This is a genomic window from Photorhabdus akhurstii, assembly GCF_018448925.1.
In the GTDB taxonomy this organism is placed as follows: Bacteria; Pseudomonadota; Gammaproteobacteria; order Enterobacterales; family Enterobacteriaceae; genus Photorhabdus; species Photorhabdus akhurstii.
Map to the genome: position 1 here is coordinate 300,235 of NZ_RCWE01000002.1, position 18,257 is coordinate 318,491.

The window sequence follows — 18,257 nt, forward strand, 5'->3', positions numbered from 1 at the left end:
AAAAACCGGAGCACTCGTCTCCGGTCAGTTTTTTATGGCTAAACAACAATTATTTCAAACTGCCAACCATATCTTCTGGACGAACCCACTCATCAAACTCGGCTTCTGTCAGATAACCCAGTTTCATCGCCGACTGTTTCAATGTCAGCCCTTCTTTATGGGCTTTCTTGGCAATTTCGGCGGCTTTGTCATAACCGATATGTGTATTCAACGCCGTTACCAGCATCAGAGATTCATTCAGCAATTGAGTAATGCGATCGCGATTAGGTTCAATACCAACTGCACAATGCTCATTGAAGCTACGCATACCATCAGCCAACAAGCGAACAGATTGCAAGAAGTTATTAATCACCATTGGGCGGAACACGTTTAGCTCAAAGTTGCCCGATGCACCACCAATATTAATAGCAACATCATTACCCATCACCTGGGCACAAAGCATAGTCACCGCTTCACACTGAGTTGGGTTAACTTTACCTGGCATGATTGAGCTACCTGGTTCATTTTCAGGAATTGAAATTTCACCGATGCCACAGCGAGGACCGGAAGCCAGCCAACGAACATCGTTTGCAATCTTCATCATGGATGCAGCCAGACCTTTTAATGCGCCATGAGAATGAACCAGAGCATCACAAGTCGCCAGCGCTTCAAATTTATTTGGCGCAGTAACAAACGGATGGCTGGTCAGTTCAGCCAATTTCTTCGCAACACGAACAGCATATTCAGGATGAGTATTTAAACCTGTGCCAACCGCAGTTCCTCCTAGCGCCAGTTCACAAACATGGGGAATACTGTCTTCAATGTGTTTCAGGTTATGCGCTAACATCGCTACCCAACCAGAAATTTCCTGACCAAGGGTCAATGGCGTCGCATCTTGCAGGTGGGTACGACCAATCTTAACGATATCCTTATAAGCTTCAGCTTTATCAGCTAATGTTTTTTGTAATATTTTCAGCTCAGGGATAAGGTGTTCACGCAACGCGATAACAGCGGCAACATGCATTGCTGTTGGGAAAACGTCATTAGAACTCTGACTTTTATTTACATCATCGTTAGGATGGATAAGGCGTTCGTTACCCCTCACCCCGCCAAGGATCTCGCTACCACGGTTCGCCAACACTTCGTTCATGTTCATGTTGCTTTGCGTTCCAGAACCGGTCTGCCAGATAGCAAGCGGAAATTCTGTCGGATGTTTACCTTCCAGCACCTCTTTCGCAGCGGCAATAATTGCTTCTCCACGTTCTTGCGGCAGAAGGCCCAAATCCATATTGACACTGGCCGCAGCCTGTTTGGTCAATGCCAGAGCATGAATTAATGCAACCGGCATTTTCTCCTGCGAAATGCGGAAATGCTCAAGCGAGCGTTGAGTTTGCGCTCCCCACAATTGGTCAGCAGGTACTTCGATAGGCCCCATTGAGTCTTTTTCAATGCGAGTGGCTGCCATTACTATCTCTCCTTAACACACAGAATAATCGAATATGCATAATCGGTCTTTGCAGATAAACTGATTAACATTCTGCTATCATGCCACATATTAGTTCCTGATTATGCCAACCAAGTCGTATTTATCGTATTGTGGTAGAAAGGAAATAGATTGATTTTTTTAAAAAGAGAGTAACGGCCATGTTGAAGATGATAAATCAGATCCAGCACTATTCATGGGGAAGTAAAACCGCCCTGACCGATATTTATGGTGTTGAAAATCCAGATAATCTGCCAATGGCTGAATTATGGATGGGCACCCATCCTAAAAGCAGTTCATTTGTAACCAATCCTGAAACAGGAAAACCCATTGCCTTAAATGAATTAATAGCCAGTGATCCGGAAAAATATCTGGGGAAAAAAGTTTCAGATAGATTTCACCGTTTGCCTTTCCTATTTAAGGTATTGTGCGCGGCTCAACCTCTCTCAATTCAGGTTCACCCTGATAAAAAATCCGCAGAAGAGGGTTTTGCCAAAGAGAATATCGCCGGTATTCCATTGGATTCAACCGAAAGAAATTACAAAGATGATAACCATAAACCTGAATTGGTTTATGCCCTTACCCCTTTCCGGGCAATGAATGGATTCCGTCCATTAAACGAAATCGCGCAATTACTGGAATTCGTTATTGCGGCCCATCCCAAGATTCCGTACTTTATTCAAACACCAAATGAACAGAATCTTGCCTGCTTATTTTCCCAATTGCTTAATATGGGTGGTAAACAAAAGCAGTTAGCTCTTGGCGTATTAAAATCGGCGTTAAACAGTCGACTCGGTGAACCTTGGGATTCTATCAAGAAAATGACGGCGTTTTATCCCGATGACAATGGCCTGTTTATTCCACTTTTACTTAATGTCATTGAGCTTGAACCAGGTCAAGCCATGTTTTTATGCGCTCGCACGCCTCACGCTTATCTGGAAGGGGTTGCTCTTGAAGTTATGGCAAATTCAGATAACGTCTTACGAGCGGGTTTGACCAATAAATATATGGATATTCCTGAGTTAATGGCAAACCTTGATTTTGTATCAAAACCAACAGACACCTTATTTACGCTCCCGGAACAGGAAAAAACAGCGAAAAACTTCCCTGTTCCAGTAGATGATTTTGCATTTTCTATTTATTCTCTATCAAAGCAGCCAATTACGCTGGATAACAATTCAGCATCGATTGTTTTTTGTGTTGAAGGTCAAACAGTTATACAATCTGGAGAACACCAATTAAGAATTTTCCCAGGTGAGTCAGTATTTATATCTGCTGCCGAAAAGGCTGTGATTATTCAGGGTGATGGTTTTACCGCCCAGGTTTTTAATTAATAATGCCAATCTGGGCCTGAAACTTATTCACAGGCCGTTAAGCACTGCTTAAATTCCAAGTGATGCTAACGGCCGTTTTTATACTAGAGGGCACATATTACTTACTACAAAGTATGTGCTAAAAGGATGGATTTCCATTATGAAAAAATCGTTAGTGGCCGTAGGCATTATTGTTGCTTTAGGAGCAGCTTGGACTGGGGCTTCATGGTATACAGGCAAGCAGATTGAACAACGTATAGATCAATCTATTTCCCGCGCTAATGCTGAAATGAAAAAAGCTTTCCCTGAAACAGGTCTGATGTTACAGAGTAAAGATTTCCACCGTGGCGTGTTCAGTTCTGACGTCCGCCTCATTTTGACAGTTAAAGATGGCGTTGGAAACACAGAAATTAAACCAGGTGAAGAGATTTCAATTAAGTCTGTGATTGATCACGGCCCTTTCCCACTTGCACAAGTGAAAAAACTAACCTTAATTCCTAGTATGGCTTCTGTTCATTCCGAACTGGAGAATAATGAAGCTTTAAAACCACTGTTTGAAATCACTAAAGGAAAATCGCTGTTTACTTCTGATTCACGTGTCAGTTATCGTGGTTCTGTTATTTCTGATGTTGATATCATTCCTATCGATTTTGAAAAAAATGGCGCTAAGTTCAATTTTTCCGGCGCCAAACTGACTTCCGATCTCAGCCGTGATCTGAAAGAGATATCACTGGCAATCAAGAGTGACCAATTAGCCATCAATAAAAATGACGAAAATTTCCTTGTCAAAGGTATTGATTTAAACCTGTCCAACAAAAAAGGCAAATTTGATATCTATGTTGGCGATCAAAGCATTGAAATTCAGGAAATCAGCCTAAAAGGTATCGGCAATGAAGATATGATGCTTTCCGGTGTTAAAATAGATTCAAATATTGGTGAAGATGAAACTAATCTAAAAGGGAAAATTACTTACAGTTTAGATGGTCTCAAGATGAGAAATCTTGATTTTGGTTCTGGTAAGTTTGTAATTACTGCGGATCGTCTGGATGGTGAAGCCGTTCGTCAGTTTACTCAAGCCTACAATGATGCAGCCGCCAAATCACTCTCTTCTGGCGATCTCTCTTCCGATGCGGCAGATACCGCCATTATTGACGCAGTATTGTCTAACCTGCCTATTTTGCTGAAAAACAATCCACAATTTGGTATCGAACCATTAACCTGGAAAAATGCCAAAGGTGAAAGCACCATTAATTACCACGTGAGTTTGAAGAACTTACCGAAAGATAAAAGTAGCTTGTATTCAATGAAAACAGAAGAAGCTATTCGTACTTTAATTCAGAACATGTCTCTGAATGTCACATTACCAAGACCTATGATGATTGAGTTTTCCACTCAGTCAATGATCATGAATGGCATGGATAAAGCAAAAGCTGAACAGAATGCTGAACAACAGATAAATCAATTTGAACAATTAGGACAACTGTTTAAACTTACCACAGTTGATAAAGATGCTATCAGCATTAAGTTTAGCTATGCTGACGGTAATGTAGAAATGAACGGTAAGAAAATGCCTTTACATCAGTTCCTGTCTGAATACTATTTATCCGACGACTCTTCTGATGATGAAGCACCAGAGCAAACAATGCCAGAAGGCGACAACCACGACAGTGGAAAAGAGAAAACAGAAGGTACTCAACCTGCGCAATAAAACGCGTTCATAGACGTTTTGTTAAATTGCCAGTCAACGCATGTGACTGGCATTTTTATATAAAAAAGGACTGGAATGTGATTGACATAAAACTCCCACTGACAGATTTACACCGCCACCTTGATGGAAATATCCGGCCGGAGACTATTTTAGATCTTGCCACCCAGCATAATATTCAGCTTCCAGCAAATGATCTGGAATCACTACGCCCTCACGTACAAATTATTAACAATGAACCGAGCTTGGTAAGCTTTTTGCAAAAACTTGATTGGGGAGTGGCGGTACTGGCTGATTTGGACGCTTGTCGTCGTGTTGCTATTGAGAACGTTGAAGATGCCATCAATTCTGGGCTTGACTATGCTGAGTTACGTTTTTCCCCTTATTACATGGCGATGAATCACAAATTGCCGGTTGAAGGGGTCGTTGAGGCGATTATTGATGGTATCCATTCTGCCCGTCAAAATCACGATATCGACATTCGTCTTATCGGAATTTTAAGCAGAACTTTTGGTGAACAAGCCTGTACTCAGGAATTAGCTGCCCTGCTAACCCATCGCCAACATATTACTGCGCTGGATCTGGCGGGTGACGAGTTAGGTTTTCCCGGACATCTTTTTCAATCTCATTTTATCAAAGCCCGTGATGCTGGCTGGAACATAACTATCCATGCCGGTGAAGCCGCCGGCGCTGAAAGTATTTGGCAAGCCATTCGTGAATTAGGCGCGACTCGTATTGGTCATGGGGTAAAAGCCATTACCGATCCCGGATTGATGGATTATTTGATTGAAAACCGTATTGGTATTGAAGCCTGTTTAACTTCAAACCTTCAAACCAGCACCGTTAGTTCTTTATTGGATCATCCACTGAAACAATTTCTGGAAAAAGGTATTCTTGCTTCCATTAATACCGATGATCCGGCCGTTGAAGGTATAGACATCCGCCATGAATATGAAGTTGCCGCACCTGCCGCAGGTTTATCTATCGCGCAAATTCGCCAAGCTCAGATAAATGGGCTGGAAACCGCTTTTATCAGTGATGCAGAAAAACAGGCATTACGCATGAAAGCAGCAAGTCGTTAAACACAAATAGTTCAGGAATGGAATCTCCCATTCCTGATTATGGTTATTACTTGAAATATAATGTACAAATATGTAGTTCGTATAGTGCTGAATATGGACGTCACCGCAATATAAACGCGGTAATAGCTACATGATAGGTTCTAGTTGATTTTAGTGGATTTTTTGGTGGTTTTGACCTTATGATTTATCTATCAAAACACGTTAGGAGTTCTGGAATATGTCCGTATTAGATGAAGCAACAGCAGTAATAATTTGGCTGTTTATGATTTACGTATTGTATTTCGGTCATTTCTGGTATATCTCTGTTCCGTTAGGCTTATTTTTTGTATTCACGACAGTTAAAATGGCTAAAACAGTAAAAATTAAAATCTTATGTGCTGGATTAGCGTTGTTTTTTTAATTGCACCAATTACTGCATTACTAAAATATAGGGAAATTTTTTATTTGGAGTAATTTTCTGCGGTCATATTAATGAGCAATTAATGTTATCCATGCCCCAATGGAAATGTGGCGAATGCGGTGCTAAACGTCACTTCGATATAAATACGACTATTAATATTGCTGCAATGGCTACATAATATTTTTTCAATTGAGCTTGTACCTTTATGGGGATTTCAATCAAACCAACCTCAATTCAATTTTTCCGATTCATATGCCATGAACAGCAGGATATTGGTATCTAACAGCAAATCCATTAAGAATATTTTCCTTCAAACATATTAATAACTTCAGTGCTGTTCATATCGTCAAAATTGGTGGGGACGCTACCTTTGCCTTTGAGGAAACCGAGCTTGCGTTTTGGACAAGTTAATTTTATCGTCGTAGATGTTAACTTTTTCCATAAAATGACCTCTTTTTGTACATACTTTAAACATAGCCATTTTTGTTGGTCTAGTCAATTTGGTTAGGCTAATGATTTGCTTATAACTTACTAAAATTGCTTTTGATATTGGTAAACCAACTTTCCTACAATCAACATCATATGCAGATTTCACATTAATATTTTTGATTGAAATACCTAGATTATTAATTATTGGATCACTATCTGAGTGAAAATAAATCTCTTGATAGAGAGAAGAACAGCAATTTCCAACACCTGCAATAGCAACGTTAATCATATTAAAAATCCTTTTCGTTAGTATTTTGTGAAATTATTAAATCATTTAATTTAAATATATTTTCTTCTTTTATAAGCCAATCTGTCATTTCATTACTATACTTCTCAGAAATATACTTTTTATTTTCTAAGTTGGTCTTATAATTTTCATCATCATCCTCTGGATGAGACAGATGTATACCTTCTATCCCCTCAAACAAATGAAATTGATAATTAGCTTTGTGAAGCCGGAAACCAAGATCAATATCTTCACCACCCCATGATTTAAAATGTTCATCAAAACAGCCCACTTTTTCAAAGAGTTCTTTTTCTACACTAAATATTGTTCCCCATAAAAAAACCCAAGGTGCAGGCATGGAACATAATTTATAGTTGAATCTCGCGTATGAGCTTTGGCGAATATCTTTGCCAACACCCAGTTCTTTCATCCTTTTAATTGTGCTGTCTACATCATCTAGGTCAACTTTTAGATCCCATTTATTTTCAGAGTACAGACCGTATACATTTCCAATCGAAACTGATTGTGGGTTAGAGCTATGGAACTTAATCACATTCTTAACGAAATCACTTGGCAAAAGTACGTCAGCATCAACAAACGCCAGTAGCTCCCCTTTTGCATTTTTAACTCCAATATTTCTCGCTCGGGCTACACGGAAACCTTCGTCAGGTACATATATATACTTGAGTTTATAGTTGTAAACTCGTTTAGTAACAGCGAGACAAGTCTCATCGCTAGAACCATCATCTACAACTATTACTTCGAAGTCATTAAAATCCGAACTTTGCTTGTTTAGTAAAGAGAGCAAAGACATTAGACTTTCTTTTTTGTTATAAGAAGGGATGATTATACTTAGAGTCATAAATTCTTTACTCCTTGATCTTACTTTTTATTTCAAGAAAAGAGGCTTTAAAATTATGCATATCTGATAGAGTGTAGTTTCCTTGTAGAGATAAGCAATTATTTAATCTGTTTAGGAATTCTTCAATAAACTCATTAAATATGAATTCATTGAGATTATAAAGCCTTCAATATCGTTCTAATACTTTTCTTCCAAAAAGATATCAGGACGATGCACAGCATATCTATCATAGCACCAGGCGATTATTGACGGTATCCATTCTGCCCGTCAAAATCGCGATATCGACATTCGTCTTATCGAAATTTTAAGCAGAACTTTTGGTGAACAAGCCTGTACTCAGGAATTAGCTGCCCTGCTAGCTCACCAACAACATTCGCATCCGCAAAACTGCGTTCTATCATCCCCTTTCGTCGTTATTTCCGGTTCCTAAACTCCCGCTTCAAAAACAGTTTTCATTTGCATTATGACAACACACAAGTAGAGTATCGACAAAGTTGATACTTAAAATTAAAACTGATAGAGTATCTTCATTGTTGATACTTTGAGGATTTAAAAATGGCACGAGTAGTAGTGAAAAAATGGGGTAACAGCCCTTCTGTACGTCTTCCGGTAGCTATCATGCAAGCCGCCTCACTTAATGTCGATGATACTGTTGATATTACTGTCGAAGATGGTCGAATTATCATTATTCCAGTCAGGGCGAAAGAGTATTCTCTAGATGCGCTATTAGCAGGAATTACACCGGAAAATATTCATGAAAAAATAGATTTTGGTTCTCCCGTGGGTAAGGAATTGATCTGATGGTTTCTCGTTTTGTACCCGATGCTGGCGATATTATCTGGATTGACTTTGATCCTGTGACTGGACACGAACAGGGAGGCCATCGCCCCGCAGTAGTACTGAGTCCATTTGCATATAACAATAAAGTGGGGTTACTACTCTGTGTTCCTTGCATAACGAAAGCAAAAGATTATCCTTTTGAAGTTGAACTATCAGGAAGCCGCGATAGTGTCGCCTTAGCTGACCAGGTAACATGCGTTGATTGGCGAGCCAGAAAAGTGACAAAAAAAGGCAATGTTAATTCTTCAGAACTGGAAGATATAAGAGCTAAAGCAAAAGCGCTTATCGGATAACGAGGTTTTACATGACCGGACTCCAAACTCCTTAGCCTTAGATCTCGGAAGAAAAATATTTGAAATATAAAATTGCATTCATTGGGGCAATATAAAATTCAAATAGAAATTTACGATTTAAATTTCGTAGTCAAATATTACCTTGTTGTAAATATCATTAATATATAAACATATATTTACAACAATTCCCTATTATAGATTTATAACTATTTCTATTTTAACCTCTTGGCATAACGTTGCGCCAATACTGCACACACCATCAACTGAATTTGATGAAAAATCATCAATGGCAACAACATTACACCAACCGTCGCCGCCGGAAATAACACATTCGCCATTGGCACGCCATTAGCCAGACTCTTTTTCGAACCACAAAAAACAATCGTAATTTCGTCTTCTTTATTAAAACCCAACCAGCGAGCGGTATAAGTATTAATAATCAGCACAATCGCCAGCATAATGCAGCAAATAGCCCCAATCATCAGTAGCGAATAACCATCAATTTTATACCATATGCCCTCTACAACCGCCTCACTAAAAGCCACATAAACCACCAAAAGAATTGATGACCGGTCAGTTATATTCACTAGTTTTTTATGTTTCTCCACCCAACGTGCAATTAATGGCCGTGACAGATGCCCGATAATAAAAGGAACCATTAATTGAAGGACGATGGATTTTATTGCTGCCAATGTATCGGGGCTGCCTTCTCCCTGCGTATGGATCATCAGTCCGACTAATATTGGCGACAAAAACACGCCCAAAATACTGGATGCCGAAGCACTGCAAATAGCCGCGGCAACATTACCACCAGCAACCGAAGTAAAAGCAATAGCTGACTGAACTGTAGCCGGTAATGCGCAAAGATAAAGGAATCCCCAATAAATCGTTGGTGTCATGACTTCGGGTACTAGTAAATTCAGTCCTAATCCGATAATTGGGAATAAGACAAAAGTACTGAAAAAAACAACTAAATGAAGCCGCCAATGTCCCATTCCGGCAATAATGGCCTGACGGGATAATTTAGCGCCATGCATAAAGAACAACAGAGCAATAGCCGCTGTGGTTAACCGCTGAAATCCTACTTTTATTTCACCTTCGCAAGGAAAAAATGTTGCAATAACAACTACCGTCACTAATACCATCAAAAAAGGATCTATTTTTAATCTTTGCCACCAAGTCATTTATCATTTTCCTTGCTTTGCAAATAATTAGCCCGGCAAACCAGGCTAAGTAGTAAATTAAAAAGTCACAACAAGGTAGTAAGTTTAAATTGCCACTGTACGTTGTTGTTCTGCCGACTGAATACCGGCTTCAATTAATTTCATGATTTGAATTGCTTCACTTGCCGTGACTGGATTAGGTTTACCTAGCGTAATCGCATCACGGATAGCAGCATAATAAGCAGAATAATTACCAGGCAAAGTCGGTACATGTTCAGTCACTAACTCCTCTCCACTTAACAGTGTCATAACACCGTCACGAATATCATATCCCCAATCGGCATGCGGCGGCCTTTCCCCTGCTTTCAACCGTTCTTCCTGAGGATCAAGACCATATTTCACATAACTGCCTTCCATACCATGCAACGTATAAACAGCAGATTCAGACGCCGCCACGGTTGTGGCATGAAGAACCACTTTGATATCCGGGTAATTCAACAACACGTGGAAATAATCTACTGCTGCCGCTTGTGGGCGGATCATCCCCAAATCAGCGGTAATAGATTGTGGTTTACCAAATAGTTGAACCGCTTGATCGAGTAAATGTGGGCCTAAATCATACCAAATACCACTTCCTTGCCCTGCCGATTCACGCCATCTTTGACGTATAACCGGACGATAACGATCAAAATGGGATGCGAAATATTTTAATTTGCCCAAACGATTTTCTTTAATTAACGATTTTATCGTCAGAAAACCAGAATCCCAACGGCGGTTATGAAAGACAGAAAGTAATAAATCCGCCTTTTCTGCTTGCTCTTTTAAAGATTCAGCCTGTTCAACTGTGATGGTAAATGGTTTATCCACCACAACATGCTTACCCGCTGCCAATGCCTTCTGTGCCAGAGGATAATGCGTATTATTAGGTGTCGGAATAACGATTAAATCAATGTCGGGATCATTAAAAAGATCCTCAGGACAGGATACCACCGGAATATTTGACCAATCTGATTTCACTTTTTCAGCATCACTACTGGAAATGGCGGCCAATTTAACACCAGCAGTGCCGGCAATTAACGGTGCATGGAACGTTTTACTCGCATAACCATACCCCACCAATCCAACCTTTAACAGCTCACGCATAACAGCCCCTCAAACTCATTAATAACATGCAGCAATTTCAGCATCCGTAAAAAATATCATCGGTGATGACCGTTGCGCAAACTATCTCTGAATTTACTCTTGAAGATCTTTCAACCAATCTATTCCTACCATCTATTTCCTAAGTCATCAGAATCGCCTATTATTCTTTTTTCGTATAGCTTCAAGTGGAATGATTTATGTATCAAACCAATGATTACCACCGAATTAATGGTTGGATTCTGGCTCCGGCAGCTTATCTGATTATGACTTTTTTCAGTGCCAGTATAATGCTCGCCTTATATATTGTGGCATTTTTTAGTCAAAACAGTGCATTGAGCGCCGGAAATAATCACTTTACTTTAATGTGGTTTTTTTCTGTCGCCATTACTGCGGTAATGTGGTGTTACACCCTATGGGTATTGAAACTGCTTTTCATTCGATCAAAAAGATTCCCGCAAATTTTTATTATTTGGCTTATTGTTACCGTATTAATTGCATTGAAAACTTTCGCTTTCTCCCCTATTCCTGATCAAATGGCTTTACGCGCATTAGCATGGCCACTATTGGCAACCGCTATTTTCGTCCCCTACATTAAACGCTCTCATCGAGTCAAAATGACTTTCACACAAGATCGATAACCTCAACTTTCTTTGGTTGTTATCATTAACAATAGATTGCCCCTGGTGAGGCAAGGGCATACTTATAATTTAATAAAAAGTCAACAAACTCATTTTCAGGCACAGCAATGACTGACTATTTTCTTTTATTTGTTGGAACCGTATTGGTTAACAATTTTGTCTTGGTGAAATTCCTCGGCTTATGCCCTTTTATGGGCGTATCTAAAAAGCTGGAAACTGCTATCGGGATGGGATTTGCAACAACATTCGTTATGACACTGGCCTCTGTATGTTCATGGCTGGTGAATACCTTTATTTTATTACCACTGGATTTAATCTATTTGCGTACCCTGAGTTTTATTCTTGTTATTGCGGTGGTGGTGCAATTCACCGAGCTTGTTGTACGCAAAACCAGCCCGACGTTATACCGGTTATTGGGTATTTTCCTGCCGTTGATTACGACTAACTGTGCTGTACTTGGTGTGGCGCTGCTGAATATCAATCAATCACACGATTTTTTACAATCCGCTATCTATGGTTTCGGTGCTGCCGCCGGTTTCTCTCTTGTTATGGTACTGTTTGCCGCTATTCGTGAACGTCTGGCTGTTGCTGATGTCCCCGCCCCTTTCAAGGGGTCATCTATTGGTCTTATCACTGCGGGTTTAATGTCCTTGGCTTTTATGGGTTTTAGTGGTTTGGTGAAGTTCTGATGACATCATTATGGATTGCTATTGGTGCACTCAGTGCACTAGGGTTAATTTTTGGGTTAATCCTGGGGTTTGCTGCCCGCCGTTTTCAGGTGGAAGAGGACCCTATTGTTGAAAACATTGATGATATTCTGCCGCAAAGCCAGTGTGGGCAATGTGGTTATCCTGGTTGTCGCCCGTATGCTGAAGCCATAGCGAATAATGGTGAGATGATTAACAAATGCGCGCCCGGTGGTGAACAAGCTATGCTGAAAATTTCAGAGCTGCTCGGTGTCGATCCACAACCATTAGATGGCGATGCAAGCGTACAAAATCCAGCCCGCAAAGTCGCCTTTATCGATGAAGAGAATTGCATCGGCTGCACCAAATGTATTCAAGCCTGTCCCGTAGACGCTATTGTCGGCGCTACCCGTGCCATGCATACCGTTGTTGAAGACTTATGTACCGGTTGTGACCTGTGCGTTGCTCCTTGCCCAACAGACTGCATTACGATGATCCCTGTAGCCACAACCACTGCTAATTGGAAATGGGATTTAAAAACCATTCCCATTAAAAATATTACTGTTCAGCCATCGCACTCCGTTTCCATCAACAGTATCCCAGTTAAAAATATTGAGGCTGAACATCATGTTTAACTTATTCAATTTACTCAATAAAAACAAAATCTGGGATTTTGCCGGTGGTATTCATCCACCTGAAATGAAGCTGCAATCCAGCCAAGCTCCTTTACGCATCGCGCCACTGCCGGAAGAGTTAATCATCCCATTGCAACAACATTTGGGTACGGAGGGCGAGTTGCTGGTTAAAACGGGTGATAAGGTGCTTAAAGGCCAACCTTTAACATTTGGTACTGGTCGCACAGTACCGGTTCATGCATCGACTTCCGGCACCATCATTGCCATTGAACCGTGTATTACCGCGCACCCATCTGGGCTAAAAGAGTTATGTGTTCGTTTGCGCCCTGATGGCGCCGACCAATGGTGTACACGCATTCAGACACTGGATTATCAATCACTAGATACAGAGACAATCCTGAACCGAATCCATCAGGCAGGTATCGCAGGTTTAGGCGGAGCCGGCTTTCCGACCGCCGCTAAACTGCAAAGCGGTCGGCATGGCCTTAAGACGTTGATCATTAACGCGGCAGAATGCGAACCTTATATTACCGCGGATGACCGTCTGATGCAGGAACATGCCGACGAACTTATTGAGGGCATTCATATTCTGGAACATCTGCTTAAACCGGAGCAGATCCTGATTGGTATCGAAGATAATAAGCCAGAAGCAATAAAAGAACTTAAAACCGCGCTAAAAGGCGATAAATCGATTATCGTCCGGGTTATCCCGACCAAATATCCTTCCGGCGGCGCTAAACAACTGACCAAAATCCTGACAGGTAAAGAAGTTCCATCCGGTGGCCGTTCCTCCGCTATCGGCGTGCTGATGCAGAACGTAGGCACAGTGGTTGCAATCAAGCGTGCCATTATCGATGGAGAACCTTTGATTGAGCGAGTCGTGACGCTTACTGGAGAAGCAGTCACCTCACCGGGTAACTTCTGGGCGCGGCTCGGTACTCCGGTACAATTTCTTCTCCAGTTAGCCGGATTTGAACCACAATCAGAACAAATGGTCATTATGGGCGGCCCTTTAATGGGATTCACGCTGCCCGACCTCAACGTACCCATCGTTAAGATCAGTAACTGTATTCTGGCGCCATCCCATCAGGAAATGGATTCAAATACAGCGGAAGAGGCTTGTATTCGTTGTGGATTATGTGTGGAAGCCTGCCCTGCCCGTTTACTGCCGCAACAACTCTATTGGTTCAGTCGTGGACAAGAGCACGAAAAGGCCAGAGATCACAATTTGTTCGACTGTATTGAATGCGGCGCCTGTGCTTATGTCTGTCCAAGTAATATTCCTCTGGTGCAATATTATCGCCAGGAGAAAGCTGAAATTCGGGCCTTGGATCAGGAAAACCGCCGTTCAACGGAAGCCAAAATTCGTTTCGAAGCTAAACAAGCCCGTATGGAACGAGAAAAATTGGCCCGTGAAGAACGACACAAAAAATCGGCCGTTCAAATTGATAATAAAGATAAAAGTGCTGTACAAGATGCACTTTCCCGGGTGAAGGAAAAACAGGCTGACGCAGGTAAAGTTGTTGCTATAGAACCGGGGCAAGTACCCGATAATTCCGCAGTAATAGCGGCTCGTCAGGCAAGAAAAGAGCAACTTCGCGCTCGTCAGGCGGAAAAACAGGCGGCTGAAAATATTAATATTGCTCCATCTGAACCAACAAGTGCGGAAGATCCACGCAAAGCCGCATTAGCAGCAGCGATTGCCAGAGCTAAAGCAAAGAAAGCAGCTCAAAATCAGGAAGTAGCGCCATCACTGGAAACAAAAGAATCTGAAACTACCGCTAGTGAACCTCGTAAAGATGCGGTCGCGGCCGTTATTGCCCGTGTCAAAGCCAAGAAAGCTCAAACTCAGCAATCAACTGAAACTCAGGCAGAAATACCGCCAACAGAAGAAACTGATCCGCGTAAAGCTGCCGTTGCAGCCGCTATTGCTCGTGTCAAGGCCAAAAAGGCTCAGACTCAGCAATTAACTGAAACTCAGGCAGAGATACCGCCAACAGAAGAAACTGATCCGCGTAAAGCTGCCGTCGCGGCCGCTATTGCTCGTGTCAAGGCCAAGAAGGCTCAGACTCAGCAATCAACTGAAACTCAGGCAGAAATACCGCCAACAGAAGAAACTGATCCGCGTAAAGCGGCAATTGCTGCCGCCATCGCCAGGGTTAAAGCCAAAAAAGGCACTCAGGAACAACAGAAAGTTTCAATAGAATAGTGATTGTTATAAATGAAATTCAGACCCGTTCAAACTGACAATAAAAAACTAAAAGTCGCAAGTTCGCCTTTTACACACAACCAGCAAAATACCAGCCGTATTATGCTGTGGGTTGTGCTGGCAGCGATACCCGGTATCGCGGTACAAACTTACTTCTTTAGTTACGGTACCTTGTTCCAGATCCTACTTGCGGTGATTACCGCTCTGCTTGCGGAATCATTTGCCCTGTCTTTGCGTAAACAGGCAGTTATGCCTCGTTTGCAGGATAATTCTGCATTACTGACCGGTTTACTTTTAGGGATCAGCCTTCCTCCGCTGGCCCCTTGGTGGCTGATTGTATTAGGAACTGTCTTTGCTGTGATTATTGCCAAACACCTCTATGGCGGTCTTGGTCAAAATCCATTCAACCCGGCAATGGTCGGTTATGTCGTGCTGCTAATATCATTCCCAGTGCAAATGACCAGTTGGTTGCCTCCTATGGATTTACTGGCAACACAAATTACACCGCTAGACTGCCTGATGGTGATCTTCACCGGCCATACCCCCGATGGAACAACATTACAGCAGTTGCAACAAGGTTTCGATGGGATTAGCCAGGCCACACCGCTGGATAGCTTCAAAACCGGTTTATTGACCCACAATATTGATGACGTTCTTCGCCAACCTATATTACAAGGATCTCTGGCGGGTATCGGCTGGCAATGGGTCAATATTGCCTATCTTATTGGTGGGCTGATTCTACTGAACAGAAAAGTGATAACCTGGCAAATTCCTGTGGCATTTATCCTGGTATTAGGCTTATGTGCACTTACAAGCTGGCTGATTGATCCATCCCGTTATTCGCCGCCATTATTACAACTGTTTTCCGGTGCCACCATGCTAGGCGCATTCTTTATTGCAACCGATCCCGTCAGTGCTTCTACGACCCCCAAAGGTCGTTTGGTGTTTGGCGCCATGATTGGCCTGTTAGTTTGGGTTATCCGTGTTTATGGTGGTTATCCTGATGCGATAGCATTTGCGGTTTTACTGGCGAATATCACCGTGCCACTCATTGACCATTACACCCAACCCCGCGTTTACGGGCATAAATAAGGAGCCGTTATGTTAGAAACCATGCGACGTCACGGCATCACGTTAGCCATTTTTGCCGCAATTACCACCGGGTTGACAGCTATCGTGAATTCACTCACCAAAAGTACTATTGCAGAACAGGCCGCACTACAGCACAAATCGCTGCTTGATCAGGTTATTCCGCCGGCTCTGTACGACAACGACATACAAAACGAATGCTATCTAGTCAATGCTGATGCTCTGGGCAATAACTTGCCTCATCGTCTCTATTTGGCGCGTAAAAACGGTCAACCCGTGGCGGCAGCGCTAGAAAGTACGGCACCGGATGGCTATTCCGGCGCTATTCAATTACTGGTCGGAGCTGATTTCTCAGGAAAAGTGCTTGGTGTACGGGTTACAGAACATCATGAAACCCCAGGACTAGGGGATAAAATTGAAACCCGGATTTCAGACTGGATTAATGTCTTCTCAGGGAAAACCATCACATACAATCATGACCGGCACTGGGCGGTAAAAAAAGATGGCGGTGAGTTTGATCAATTTACCGGCGCCACTATTACCCCACGCGCCGTGGTAAACTCAGTCAAGCGGACTGCGCTTTATTTACAGACCATACCTGAACATCTCTCTTCTCTAGAATCCTGTGGAGAAAAATCATGAACGAAACCAAAAACTTATTTATCCAAGGGCTATGGAAAAATAACTCCGCTTTAGTACAACTGCTAGGATTGTGCCCACTGTTAGCCGTCTCTTCCACTGCAACCAACGCGCTTGGTTTAGGGCTGGCAACGACACTGGTTCTAGTCTGTACCAACATTGCGGTTTCCAGCTTGCGCCGTTGGGTACCCAACGAGATCCGTATTCCAATTTATGTTATGATCATCGCTTCGGTTGTTAGTACCGTCCAAATGTTGATTAACGCTTACGCTTTTGGCCTGTATGAATCACTAGGGATTTTTATTCCGCTGATTGTGACTAACTGCATTGTTATCGGTCGTGCTGAAGCCTATGCGGCGAAAAATCCAATCGTGCCTTCTGCTATTGATGGCTTAGCAATGGGATTAGGAGCAACTTGTGCACTGTTTGTTCTCGGTGCTATTAGAGAAATTCTCGGCAATGGAACCCTATTTGATGGCGCTGATTTACTTTTGGGTAATTGGGCTAAGGTATTACGAATAGAAATCGTTCATATGGATTCCCCTTTCCTGTTAGCGATCTTACCTCCTGGCGCTTTTATCGGTTTGGGGTTAATGCTGGCAGCCAAATATCTTATTGACGAAAAAATGAAAACCAGAGCAATAAAAGAAAAAAGCAGTACAATAACAATGTCGCAAGGATCGGAGAGTTCTATTTGATATGAACAAACAGAAACGTATCGAAATTTTAACGCGCTTACGGGATAACAATCCAAAGCCAACAACTGAATTAGTTTTCACAACACCATTTGAGTTACTTATTTCAGTATTGCTTTCAGCGCAAGCGACAGATGTGAGTGTTAATAAAGCCACGGCGAAACTCTATCCAGTGGCAAATACGCCCCAGGCAATTCTGAATCTGGGTGTTGATGGGTTGAAAGAGTATATAAAAACAATCGGTCTTTATAACACCAAAGCGGAAAACACAATTAAAACCTGCCGAATATTGCTAGAAAAACATGCTGGCGAAGTTCCCGAAGATCGCGCCGCATTGGAAGCATTGCCGGGTGTTGGCCGCAAAACGGCCAATGTGGTGTTAAACACCGCTTTCGGCTGGCCGACTATTGCGGTCGATACCCATATTTTCCGCGTTTGTAACCGTACTCAATTCGCGCCCGGTAAAAATGTCGATGAAGTCGAAAATAAATTACTGCAAGTCGTTCCGGCCGAATTTAAAGTTGATTGTCATCATTGGCTTATTTTACACGGTCGTTATACCTGCATAGCTCGTAAACCTCGTTGTGGCTCCTGTATTATTGAAGATCTATGTGAATTTAAAGAAAAAATTTACCCTGAGTAACTATTGTAATTTTCATTGCAATTTCCATACTGTCTTGCGCTATTT

The 18,257-nt window shown here is 42.0% G+C and carries 19 protein-coding genes and 1 pseudogene; 15 read left to right on the forward strand and 5 right to left on the reverse strand.

From position 1 onward, the window contains the following. Positions 1-49: 49 nt before the first annotated feature. Positions 50-1,444 carry a class II fumarate hydratase gene (fumC, locus tag EAE93_RS03930; RefSeq protein WP_036805900.1) on the reverse strand — a complete coding sequence of 465 codons (1,395 nt, stop codon included), beginning with the start codon at positions 1,442-1,444 and terminating at the stop codon, positions 50-52. A 179-nt stretch (positions 1,445-1,623) separates the two neighbouring features. On the opposite strand from fumC, the gene manA reads away from it, so the two are divergent. The 4 genes from manA to EAE93_RS03950 all read left to right on the forward strand — a co-directional run bounded on the left by manA (position 1,624) and on the right by EAE93_RS03950 (position 5,962). Next, positions 1,624-2,796, forward strand: coding sequence for a mannose-6-phosphate isomerase (gene manA, locus EAE93_RS03935; protein WP_110087572.1), 1,173 nt, complete (start codon positions 1,624-1,626; stop codon positions 2,794-2,796). Between the two features lie 139 nt (positions 2,797-2,935). Next, entirely contained in the window at positions 2,936-4,483 is a 1,548-nt protein-coding gene (locus EAE93_RS03940) for a YdgA family protein (protein WP_110091710.1), read from the forward strand. A gap of 77 nt (positions 4,484-4,560) precedes the next feature. Further along, positions 4,561-5,562: an adenosine deaminase gene (add, locus tag EAE93_RS03945; protein ID WP_214039121.1), complete on the forward strand. Its 1,002-nt coding sequence runs from the start codon at positions 4,561-4,563 to the stop codon at positions 5,560-5,562. Positions 5,563-5,779: 217 nt separating this feature from the next. Beyond that, positions 5,780-5,962, forward strand: coding sequence for a hypothetical protein (locus tag EAE93_RS03950; RefSeq protein WP_214039122.1), 183 nt, complete (start codon positions 5,780-5,782; stop codon positions 5,960-5,962). 364 nt (positions 5,963-6,326) lie between these two features. On the opposite strand, the gene EAE93_RS03960 is transcribed toward EAE93_RS03950, so the two are convergent. Both EAE93_RS03960 and EAE93_RS03965 read right to left on the reverse strand, forming a co-directional pair. Continuing rightward, positions 6,327-6,680 (reverse strand): hypothetical protein, encoded by a 354-nt coding sequence (locus EAE93_RS03960; protein ID WP_214039187.1) that lies wholly within the window; start codon positions 6,678-6,680, stop codon positions 6,327-6,329. Position 6,681: 1 nt separating this feature from the next. Next, positions 6,682-7,539 (reverse strand): glycosyltransferase family 2 protein, encoded by an 858-nt coding sequence (locus EAE93_RS03965; RefSeq protein ID WP_036805878.1) that lies wholly within the window; start codon positions 7,537-7,539, stop codon positions 6,682-6,684. A 235-nt stretch (positions 7,540-7,774) separates the two neighbouring features. On the opposite strand from EAE93_RS03965, the pseudogene EAE93_RS24325 reads away from it, so the two are divergent. From EAE93_RS24325 to mazF, 3 genes and pseudogenes are all read left to right on the forward strand, one after another. Next, positions 7,775-7,909: pseudogene (locus EAE93_RS24325) on the forward strand (adenosine deaminase); the annotation flags it as partial. 185 nt (positions 7,910-8,094) lie between these two features. Next, entirely contained in the window at positions 8,095-8,340 is a 246-nt protein-coding gene (locus tag EAE93_RS03970; RefSeq protein WP_036805875.1) for an AbrB/MazE/SpoVT family DNA-binding domain-containing protein, read from the forward strand. Next, on the forward strand, positions 8,340-8,672 hold the full coding sequence (gene mazF / locus EAE93_RS03975; protein WP_214039123.1) for an endoribonuclease MazF: 333 nt from the start codon (positions 8,340-8,342) through the stop codon (positions 8,670-8,672). The genes EAE93_RS03970 and mazF overlap by 1 nt, the downstream gene beginning before the upstream one ends. A gap of 212 nt (positions 8,673-8,884) precedes the next feature. Here the strand turns inward: mazF and EAE93_RS03980 are convergent, their stop codons facing one another. Continuing rightward, the gene (locus EAE93_RS03980; protein WP_040148712.1) at positions 8,885-9,856 is read right to left on the reverse strand and encodes a bile acid:sodium symporter family protein; all 972 of its coding nucleotides are present in this window, start codon (positions 9,854-9,856) and stop codon (positions 8,885-8,887) included. A gap of 84 nt (positions 9,857-9,940) precedes the next feature. Further along, the gene (locus EAE93_RS03985; RefSeq protein ID WP_214039124.1) at positions 9,941-10,978 is read right to left on the reverse strand and encodes an oxidoreductase; all 1,038 of its coding nucleotides are present in this window, start codon (positions 10,976-10,978) and stop codon (positions 9,941-9,943) included. 197 nt (positions 10,979-11,175) lie between these two features. Here EAE93_RS03985 and EAE93_RS03990 point away from each other — a divergent pair, with 197 nt between their 5' ends. The 8 genes from EAE93_RS03990 (at position 11,176) to nth (ending at position 18,212) form a co-directional block, all read left to right on the forward strand. Next, a complete protein-coding gene (locus EAE93_RS03990; protein ID WP_214039125.1) occupies positions 11,176-11,616 on the forward strand; it encodes a DUF2569 domain-containing protein in 441 nt (146 codons plus the stop codon). A gap of 107 nt (positions 11,617-11,723) precedes the next feature. Beyond that, complete coding sequence (rsxA, locus tag EAE93_RS03995; protein ID WP_011146612.1) at positions 11,724-12,305, forward strand: electron transport complex subunit RsxA; 582 nt, start codon at positions 11,724-11,726, stop codon at positions 12,303-12,305. Beyond that, positions 12,305-12,937, forward strand: coding sequence for an electron transport complex subunit RsxB (rsxB, locus tag EAE93_RS04000; RefSeq protein ID WP_105396814.1), 633 nt, complete (start codon positions 12,305-12,307; stop codon positions 12,935-12,937). The genes rsxA and rsxB overlap by 1 nt, the downstream gene beginning before the upstream one ends. Beyond that, positions 12,930-15,146 (forward strand): electron transport complex subunit RsxC, encoded by a 2,217-nt coding sequence (rsxC, locus tag EAE93_RS04005; RefSeq protein ID WP_214039126.1) that lies wholly within the window; start codon positions 12,930-12,932, stop codon positions 15,144-15,146. Before rsxB ends, rsxC begins: the two co-directional genes overlap by 8 nt. Before the next feature lie 12 nt (positions 15,147-15,158). Further along, positions 15,159-16,238: an electron transport complex subunit RsxD gene (gene rsxD, locus EAE93_RS04010; protein ID WP_214039127.1), complete on the forward strand. Its 1,080-nt coding sequence runs from the start codon at positions 15,159-15,161 to the stop codon at positions 16,236-16,238. Between the two features lie 9 nt (positions 16,239-16,247). Then, a complete protein-coding gene (gene rsxG, locus EAE93_RS04015) occupies positions 16,248-16,877 on the forward strand; it encodes an electron transport complex subunit RsxG (RefSeq protein WP_040148705.1) in 630 nt (209 codons plus the stop codon). After that, positions 16,874-17,572 (forward strand): electron transport complex subunit E, encoded by a 699-nt coding sequence (locus EAE93_RS04020; RefSeq protein WP_040148703.1) that lies wholly within the window; start codon positions 16,874-16,876, stop codon positions 17,570-17,572. The genes rsxG and EAE93_RS04020 overlap by 4 nt, the downstream gene beginning before the upstream one ends. Before the next feature lies 1 nt (position 17,573). Beyond that, on the forward strand, positions 17,574-18,212 hold the full coding sequence (gene nth, locus EAE93_RS04025; RefSeq protein ID WP_036776177.1) for an endonuclease III: 639 nt from the start codon (positions 17,574-17,576) through the stop codon (positions 18,210-18,212). Positions 18,213-18,257 lie beyond the last annotated feature (45 nt).